The following is a 7701-nucleotide window of genomic DNA, read 5'->3' as shown; positions in this document are numbered from 1 at the left end:
CCCCGACTTGCTTTCTTCACTGCCTTGTCGGAACCGGCCTGACGGCCCGTCCGACGTTTCAAACCTTAGCCGATCCCCGCTCCGAAAAGCGAATCGGCCTCGATCTGAAGTGCAATTCCTATAAACGCGCACGCCGAATTCGCACGGAGACGCGACAAGACGCGACCCAGTGAGGATCTGGAAGTGGTGTTTCAAGGGATTGGCCGCTCCGGGACCGTCCGCGCAGATGCGTGTCCGGTGCTCCCTGCCGAGCGACCAGTGAACACTACGCCGATCCGCCGGAAGATGCAAAACGGCCCCGGCGCGGAGACTCCGCGCCGGGGCCGTACTGCTGTACCGGACAGGCGGTCGGGTCAGACCCGGCCCATCTCCTCGGCGATCGCCGCGGCGAACGCGTCGATGTCGGCCTCGCTGGTGTCGAAGGACGCCATCCAGCGGACCTCGCCGGTGTGCTCGTTCCAGAAGTAGAAGCGGTAGCGCTTCTGCAGCCGCTCGCTGACCTCCCGCGGGAGGATCGCGAAGACCGCGTTCGCCTGGACCGGGCGGACGACCGTCACGCCGTCGATGCCGGTGACGGCCTGCTCCAGGCGCTTGGCCATCGCGTTGGCGTGGCCGGCGTTGCGCAGGTACAGGTTTCCGGCCAGCAGCGCCTCGAACTGCACCGAGACGAAGCGCATCTTCGAGGCGAGCTGCATCGACATCTTGCGCAGGAACTTCAGGTTGCGGACGCGCTCGGGGTTGAGCACGACGACGACCTCGCCCAGCATCAGGCCGTTCTTGGTGCCGCCGTAGGACAGCACGTCCACACCGGCGTCGGTGGTGAAGTCCCGGAACGGCACGCCCAGGGTGGCGGCGGCGTTGGCGAGCCGCGAGCCGTCCATGTGCACGAGCATGCCGTGCTCGTGGGCGTGGTCGCAGATGGCCTTGACCTCGTCGACCGTGTACACGGTGCCGAGCTCGGTGCTCTGGGTCAGCGAGACCGCCAGCGGCTGGGCGCGGTGCTCGTCGTCCCAGCCCCAGGCCTGCTGGTCGATCAGCTCGGGGGTGAGCTTGCCGTCCGGGGTGGGGACGGTGAGGATCTTGATCCCGGCGATCTTCTCCGGCGCACCGCACTCGTCCACGTTGATGTGCGCGGACTCGGCGGCGACCACGGCGCCCCAGCGCGGCAGCAGGGACTGCAGGGCGACCACGTTGGCGCCGGTGCCGTTGAAGACGGGGTACGCCTCGGCCCGGTCGCCGAAGTGGCGGCGGAAGACCTGCTGCAGGTGGGCGGTGTAGTCGTCCTCGCCGTAGGCGACCTGGTGGCCGCCGTTGGCGAGGGCGATCGCCGCGAGGACCTCCGGGTGGATGCCGGCGTAGTTGTCGCTGGCGAATCCGCGCACGGTGGTGTCGTGGTGCCGCACCGCGTCGGTGCGGGTGTCGTCGGTGCCGATGGTCATCGGGCTGTCAGCCACAGGTGCTGTCCGTTCAGTTCTGCTGCGGGGCGGTCCCAGAGGCCCGCCAGGGTCTCGGCCAGGTCGGCGGTGTCGGTGAAGCCGGCGAACTTGGCGTCCGGCTTCTCGGCACGCATCTCGGGAGAGACCAGGGCCTTGATCACCAGGATGGCAGCCGCGGCGGTGGGCGTTCCGTCCCCGGCGGTGGTCTCCTTCACGAAGGAGTCCGCCATGGCGAGCGTCCAGGCCTCGGTGGCCGCCTTCGCGGCGGCGTACGCCGCGCCGCCGGCGGTCGGCTTGTGGGCCGCGGCCGCGGAGACCATGGCGTAGCGGCCGCCGCTGCGGACCAGCGCGGGCTGGAAGGCCAGCGAGGTGTGCTGCAGGGTCCGCACCACGGTGTCGTGCAGGAAGTCCCAGTCGTCGATCCGGGAGTCGAAGAAGGTCTTGCTGCCGCGCCAGCCGCCGACCAGGTGGAGCAGGCCGTCGACGTGGCCGTGCTCGGCCTCCAGGTGGTCGGCCCAGTCGTGGACCTCCTGCGGGTCGAGCAGGTCGATGACCTGGCCGCTGACCTTCGCGCCGGGCACGGTGGTGCGCACGCTGTCGAGGGCCTTGTCGAGGCGCTGCTGGTCGATGTCGGCGCCGATGACGGTGGCGCCGGCGGCGGCGAGGCGCCGCATGGTGGCCTGGCCGGCGGGGCCGCTGGCCCCGGCGACCGCGATCACCTTGTCGTCGAGACGGGCGCTCACGCGGCGACCCCCTGGACACCGGTGCCGGTGATGCCGGTGGTGGCGGCGATGACGCCGCTCAGCTTCTTGGAGAGGGCCTCGTAGAACATGCTGAGGGGGAACTCGTCCGGCTTGACCGCGTCGCAGAGCGCCTTGTTGAGGGCCTTGCCGTCGGTGATGTCGAGCGGGAGCGCCTCGGCGCCCTTGGCCCAGGTGGAGGCGGGGTGCGGGGTGAGGTAGCGGGAGACGAGCTCGTAGGCGGCGATCCAGTGGGCCGTCTTCGGGCGGTCGATGCCGTCGCGGTAGAGGGTCTCGATCTCGCCGCAGAGCTGGTTGGTGACCTCGGCGACGCGGTCCCAGTCGATGGAGAGGCGGTTGTCGCGCCAGCGCAGCGCGTCGTGCTTGTGCAGGTAGGCGAAGAGCAGCTGGCCGCCCATGCCGTCGTAGTTGCGGACGCGGTCGCCGCTGACCGGGAAGCGGAACATGCGGTCGAAGAGGATCGCGTACTGGACGTCGCGGCCCTGGGCGTAGCCCTCGGCCTGCAGCTTCACGGCCTCCTTGAAGGCGGTGAGGTCGCAGCGGAGCTCCTCCAGGCCGTACATCCAGAACGGGCTGCGCTGCTTGATCATGAAGGGGTCGAAGGGCAGGTCGCCGTGGCTGTGGGTGCGGTCGTGGATGAGGTCCCACAGCACGAAGGTCTGCTGGGCGCGCTCCTGGTCCTTGAGGAGGCCGGTGGCGTCCTCGGGGATCTCCAGGCCGAGCAGCTCGACGGCGCTGGTGGAGACGGCGCGGAAGCGGGCCGCCTCGCGGTCGCAGAAGATGCCGCCCCAGGTGAAACGTTCCGGCGCCTGGCGGACGGCCACGGTCTCCGGGAAGAGCACGGCGGAGTTGGTGTCGTAGCCGGCCGTGAAGTCGGTGAAGGTGATCGGCACGAACATCGGGTTGTCGAAGCGCTCGCGCTCCAGCTCGGCCAGCCAGTCCGGCCAGACGACCTTGAGCAGGACGGCCTCGAGGTTGCGGTTCGGGTTGCCGTTCTGGGTGTACATCGGGAAGACCACGAGGTGGTCCAGGCCGTCGGTGCGCTGCTCGGCGGGGTGGAAGGCGAGCAGCGAGTCGAGGAAGTCGGGCTCGCGGTAGCCGGTGTCGGCCCACTTGCGCAGGTCGTCCTGGACGGCGGCGAGGTACGCGGCGTCCTGCGGGAAGAGCGGGGCGAGCTCCTGCACCGAGGTGAGCACGGTCTCGACCAGCGGGTCGACCGTGCCGCGCTGGACGGTGGACAGGTCGATGGAGCCGTCCTTCGACTGCAGCGGGCGGAGGGACTCCACCGCGTTCTTCAGACGGAGCCAGGCGGGGTGGCCGGCCGGAGAGGCGGAAGCATCGCCAGCCACGGCGAGCGTCGGCGAAAGATTCTGCATCGGAGACTCACTTCGACAGGAGGTATTGCGACGTACCCACCATAGATACGAAAGGTTCTTCTGTTCAAGGGGGGTCTGCCGGGCAATCCTGCGGCGTATGGGGCTCACGGCGGGAGATCCGGCACTCCGGGGCGTCCCACGGGGCGGTCCGGAGTGGGCCGGAGGCCGCCGCATCCCGACCATCCCGCGCCCGCCGTGGCCCCGCCACCGGGGAGCGGCGGCGCCCGTCGGGGTGCGGTCCGGCCCCCGATCGGCCGGGCACTTCCGTGCGCCCCCCTGCGCGCCCTGCTGCCCGCCGCCCGGATCGGTGATCGTGGACGTACTGTCCGCTGGCACCGGTCGGGAGGGGCGCCGTGCACGGTCCGGCCGTCGTCACATGGATGCTGGCGGGGCTGGCCGCCGGCTCGGCCGCGCTGTGCGCGCTGCGCCTGCGCCGCCCGGGCTGTGCGGGGGCGCACCGCGAGGCGGACGCCGCCGAGGCGGCGATGGCGGTCGGCATGGCCGGGATGGCCGTGCTGCCCGGCGCGGTCTGGGGCTGGCTCTTCACCGTGCTGGGAGGCGCCCTGGTGCTGGGGGCGGTCGCGGGGCGCGCGGGGCGCGTTCACCGTCTGCACCACGGGGTCGGGGCGCTCGCGATGGCGTACATGGCGCTGGCCATGGCCGCCTCGCCGGCCGCCCCCGCCCACCTGCACCACGCGGCGCCGGGCGTCCCCGGAGCGACCGGCACGCCGATGGGGCTGCCGGCGCTGACCGGTCTACTGCTCCTCTACTTCGGCGGGTACACGCTGTGGGCGGGCAGTCGGCTGCTGTCCGCGCCCGGGGCCGCGGGAGGCGCGGCCGGGGTGGTGGAGGGCGGCACCGTGCGGGCCTGCCGGGTGGCGATGGGCATCGGGATGTTCGCCATGCTCCTGACGCTCTGACGGCTTCCGCGGTGTTGACGGGGTGTCGTTGGTCACCTGTCCGCGGAAGCCGTTCCACCGGGGCGCGACGGAGCATAGGTTGGGGGCAGCGCACTGTCGCGCTCCTGATCGCTCCTCGGGGGAGCCCCTGCCATGACGGCCCTGCTGAGCCTGCTGCTGCTCGGACTGCTGCTCGCCACCGTGGCGCCGGGCCTGCTGGCCCGGGCCCGCTGGCCCGAGCGAGAACCCGTGCTGGCGCTGCTCGCCTGGCAGTCCCTCGTGGTGGCCGTGCTGCTGTGCTGCGTGCTCTCCCTGTTGCTGGCCTGTGCCGCCGCGCTGCCGGCGCTGCGCGTGGCGGTGTTCACGGGTGCGCCCTCGGGCGTCGAGGAGGCCTACGGCCTCGCGGGCGCCGAGGGCTGGGGCCGGCTGACGGCGGCTCTGCTGGCCCTGGGCGGGGTGCAGACCGCGGTGTCGCTGACCCGCGAGGTGCGCGCGGCCCGCGCGCTGCGCGAGGCGCGCCACGCCCAACTGGACGACCGGGCCCCGCAGTTGCCGGGCGAGTCGGCGGCCGAGCGGCGCGGCGGCGAGCGCCTGGTGGTGCTCGAGAACCTCCGTCCGGAGGCTTGGTCGCTGCCCGGCCCGGAGGCCCGGCTGGTGGTGACCACCGGTGCGCTGCAGCAGTTGACCGACCGTGAGCTGGCGGCGGTGCTGAGCCACGAGCGCAGCCACGTCCGCGCGCGGCACCACTGGCTCGCGCAGTGCGCCGAGGCGCTGGCGACCGGCTTCCCCGGGGTGGGCGTGTTCAGCGCCTTCCGGAACCAGGTCGGCGAGCTGGTGGAACTGGCCGCGGACGACCGGGCCGCCCGTCGGCACGGGCGGATCACCACGGCGCTCGCACTGGTGGAGATCAACGCCGGACGCGCGGTGTTCGGCTCGTGCCCGCCGAGGCAGCTCGCCCAGGCACCGCGCCGGGTGGACCGGCTGCTGGCGGGCGAGCCGCGGCTGCCGGTGCACCACCGGCTGCGGCTGACGCTGGCGGCGCTGGCCGCCCCGGCCGCGGTGGTGCTGCTGGCGATGGCGCCCGGGCTGGGCACACTGCTCTGACGAGGGCCCCCGACCACGGGGAGATCAGCCGGAAGACCGGCCGGGAGGTTAGTCGGGGATTCAGCCGAGGGTGCGGGCGAGCACCTCGCGGTGGATCGGCTGGGCCTCCTGGTACCGGGCGCGGCCCTCGTCGGTGAGCGCCACGAAGATCCCGCGCCGGTCGAGCTCGCACATGACCCGGGCGACCAGGCCGTCCTTCTCCAGCCGGCCGATCAGCCGGGACAGCGCGCTCTGGCTGAGGTGGACCGTCTGCGCTATCTCCTGGACCCGGAGCTTGCCCGGGCCGACCCGCAGCTCGTCCTCCCAGAGGCGCTCCAGCACCTCGAACTCGCTCATGCCGAGGCCGAACTGCTCGCCCAGCGTGCGGTCGAGCGCGCAGGAGACGGCGGCGTGACGCGCGAGGACGTCCCGCCACTCGAACACGAGGGCGGACTCTGGGGCGAGATCCGGTTCAGCCACCCGACCAGGATACCACGTGCCCGCACATCTATTGCAGGCGCATTAAATTCACTTGCACTGGATGCACGTGCATGTAGTCTCGTGGCCATGACGACCGCATCTGACGACCCGTCGACGACCGGGGCCTGGAGCCCACGCCTGTGGGGCACCCTCGTCGTCCTCTGCGCCGCCCTCTTCCTCGACGCGCTCGACGTCTCGATGGTGGGCGTGGCCCTGCCCGCCATCGGTACCGACCTCCACCTGTCCACCTCCGCCCTGCAGTGGGTGGTGAGCGGCTACGTGCTCGGCTACGGCGGGCTGCTGCTGCTCGGCGGGCGCGCCGCCGACCTGCTCGGGCGGCGGCGCGTCTTCCTGGCCGCCCTCGCCGTCTTCGCCGCCGCCTCGCTGCTCGGCGGCCTGGTCGACGACGGCGGCCTGCTGATAGCCGCCCGGTTCCTCAAGGGCGTGAGCGCCGCCTTCACCGCCCCCGCCGGCCTGTCGATCATCACCACGACGTTCGCGGAGGGCCCGGCACGCAACCGGGCGCTCTCCATCTACACCACCTGCGGCGCCAGCGGCTTCTCGCTCGGCCTGGTGCTCAGCGGCCTGCTCACCTCGGCCGGCTGGCGCTGGACGTTCCTGATGCCGGTGCCGGTCGCGCTGGTGGCCCTGGGCGCGGCCGTCCGACTGCTCCCCCGTCAGCCCGCACCGGCCCGCGGCACCGCCGGGTACGACGCGGCCGGCGCGATCACCGGCACCGGCTCGCTGCTGCTGCTCGTCTTCACCGTCACCGAGGCGCAGAACGCCGGCTGGGCGAGCGCCCGCACCATCGGCTCGCTCGCCGTGGTCGCCGTGCTGATGGCGCTCTTCCTGCTGATCGAGTCCCGGGCCGCCCACCCGCTGGTCCGGCTGGGGATCTTCCGCAACGGCGGGGTGAGCCGGGCCAACGTCGCGGCGCTGGCGGTGTTCGGCTCGTACGCCGGCTTCCAGTTCATCGCCACGCTCTACCTGCAGCGGCTGCTCGGCTGGTCCGCGCTGGAGATGGCCCTGGCCTTCCTCCCGGCCGGTGCGCTGGTCGCACTGTCGGCCACGAAGATGGGGGCGGTGGTCGACCGGTTCGGCACTGCCCGCCTGTTGCCGCTCGGCATCGGCTTCCTGACCGCGGGCTACGCGCTGTTCCTGCGTCTGGACGAGCACTCCGGCTTCCTCGGCCTGGTGCTGCCCAGCATGGTGCTGCTCGGCATCGGCTTCGCCCTGGCCTTCCCCTCCGTCAACATCGCCGCCACCAACGGCGTCGACGACGAGGAGCAGGGGCTGGCCTCCGGCCTGGTCAACACGGCCTTCCAGGTGGGCAGCGCGATCGTGCTGGCCGTGGCCACGGCCGTGATCACGGCGGGCAGCGACGGCGGCCTGAGCCCGCAGGCCCAGCTGGCCGGCTACCGGCCCGCGCTGCTGCTGGTGACGGCGGTCTCGCTGGGCGCCCTGGTGGTGACCCTGGTGGGCTGGGCCCTGGAGCGCCGCCGCACGGCAGCGCCCGTCGCGGCCGAGTCCATATCCGCGCACATCCCCCGGGCGGTTGCCGGGCCGGCCACGGCCGGAGGCTCCGACGAGGGGGAGGACGCCGAGGGCAGGGTGCTCGCCGACCGCTGACGCCCGACCGGCCGGGATCGACATCCGTCCAGGGCCG

At 72.5% G+C, this 7701-nt stretch carries 7 protein-coding genes; 3 read left to right on the top strand and 4 right to left on the bottom strand.

The genetic code is table 11. The features are described 5' to 3' along the window. Positions 1–353: 353 nt before the first annotated feature. From ABZ641_RS20270 to ABZ641_RS20260, 3 genes are read right to left on the bottom strand one after another with little or no spacing between them, the layout of a single operon-like run. Entirely contained in the window at positions 354–1439 is a 1086-nt protein-coding gene (locus ABZ641_RS20270) for a low specificity L-threonine aldolase (RefSeq protein ID WP_359983572.1), read from the bottom strand. After that, positions 1436–2179 carry an SDR family NAD(P)-dependent oxidoreductase gene (locus ABZ641_RS20265; protein ID WP_030272023.1) on the bottom strand — a complete coding sequence of 248 codons (744 nt, stop codon included), beginning with the start codon at positions 2177–2179 and terminating at the stop codon, positions 1436–1438. The genes ABZ641_RS20270 and ABZ641_RS20265 overlap by 4 nt, the downstream gene beginning before the upstream one ends. Beyond that, on the bottom strand, positions 2176–3573 hold the full coding sequence (locus ABZ641_RS20260) for a DUF6421 family protein (RefSeq protein ID WP_359983569.1): 1398 nt from the start codon (positions 3571–3573) through the stop codon (positions 2176–2178). Before ABZ641_RS20260 ends, ABZ641_RS20265 begins: the two co-directional genes overlap by 4 nt. Before the next feature lie 353 nt (positions 3574–3926). Here ABZ641_RS20260 and ABZ641_RS20255 point away from each other — a divergent pair, with 353 nt between their 5' ends. Beyond that, complete coding sequence (locus ABZ641_RS20255; RefSeq protein ID WP_359983567.1) at positions 3927–4493, top strand: DUF5134 domain-containing protein; 567 nt, start codon at positions 3927–3929, stop codon at positions 4491–4493. A gap of 132 nt (positions 4494–4625) precedes the next feature. Then, positions 4626–5576, top strand: coding sequence for a M56 family metallopeptidase (locus ABZ641_RS20250; RefSeq protein ID WP_344621870.1), 951 nt, complete (start codon positions 4626–4628; stop codon positions 5574–5576). Positions 5577–5636: 60 nt separating this feature from the next. Here ABZ641_RS20250 and ABZ641_RS20245 read toward each other — a convergent pair whose 3' ends face one another. Further along, positions 5637–6035 carry a MarR family transcriptional regulator gene (locus ABZ641_RS20245; protein ID WP_344621869.1) on the bottom strand — a complete coding sequence of 133 codons (399 nt, stop codon included), beginning with the start codon at positions 6033–6035 and terminating at the stop codon, positions 5637–5639. A gap of 87 nt (positions 6036–6122) precedes the next feature. Here ABZ641_RS20245 and ABZ641_RS20240 point away from each other — a divergent pair, with 87 nt between their 5' ends. Further along, complete coding sequence (locus ABZ641_RS20240; RefSeq protein WP_359983563.1) at positions 6123–7664, top strand: MFS transporter; 1542 nt, start codon at positions 6123–6125, stop codon at positions 7662–7664. Positions 7665–7701: the final 37 nt, after the last annotated feature.

The organism is Kitasatospora sp. NPDC007106 (genome assembly GCF_040634455.1).
GTDB classification, from domain to species: domain Bacteria; phylum Actinomycetota; class Actinomycetes; order Streptomycetales; family Streptomycetaceae; genus Kitasatospora; species Kitasatospora arboriphila.
Note: the sequence above shows the minus strand (reverse complement) of the source record. Positions and strands in the feature narration are given on the sequence as shown.

Excerpts from the sequence above, each read along its gene's own strand:
- ABZ641_RS20240 (WP_359983563.1), top strand. The coding sequence starts at position 6,123 with ATGACGACCGCATCTGACGACCCGTCGACGACCGGGGCCTGGAGCCCA.
- ABZ641_RS20260 (WP_359983569.1), bottom strand. The coding sequence starts at position 3,573 with ATGCAGAATCTTTCGCCGACGCTCGCCGTGGCTGGCGATGCTTCCGCC.
- ABZ641_RS20250 (WP_344621870.1), top strand. The coding sequence starts at position 4,626 with ATGACGGCCCTGCTGAGCCTGCTGCTGCTCGGACTGCTGCTCGCCACC.
- ABZ641_RS20270 (WP_359983572.1), bottom strand. The coding sequence starts at position 1,439 with ATGACCATCGGCACCGACGACACCCGCACCGACGCGGTGCGGCACCAC.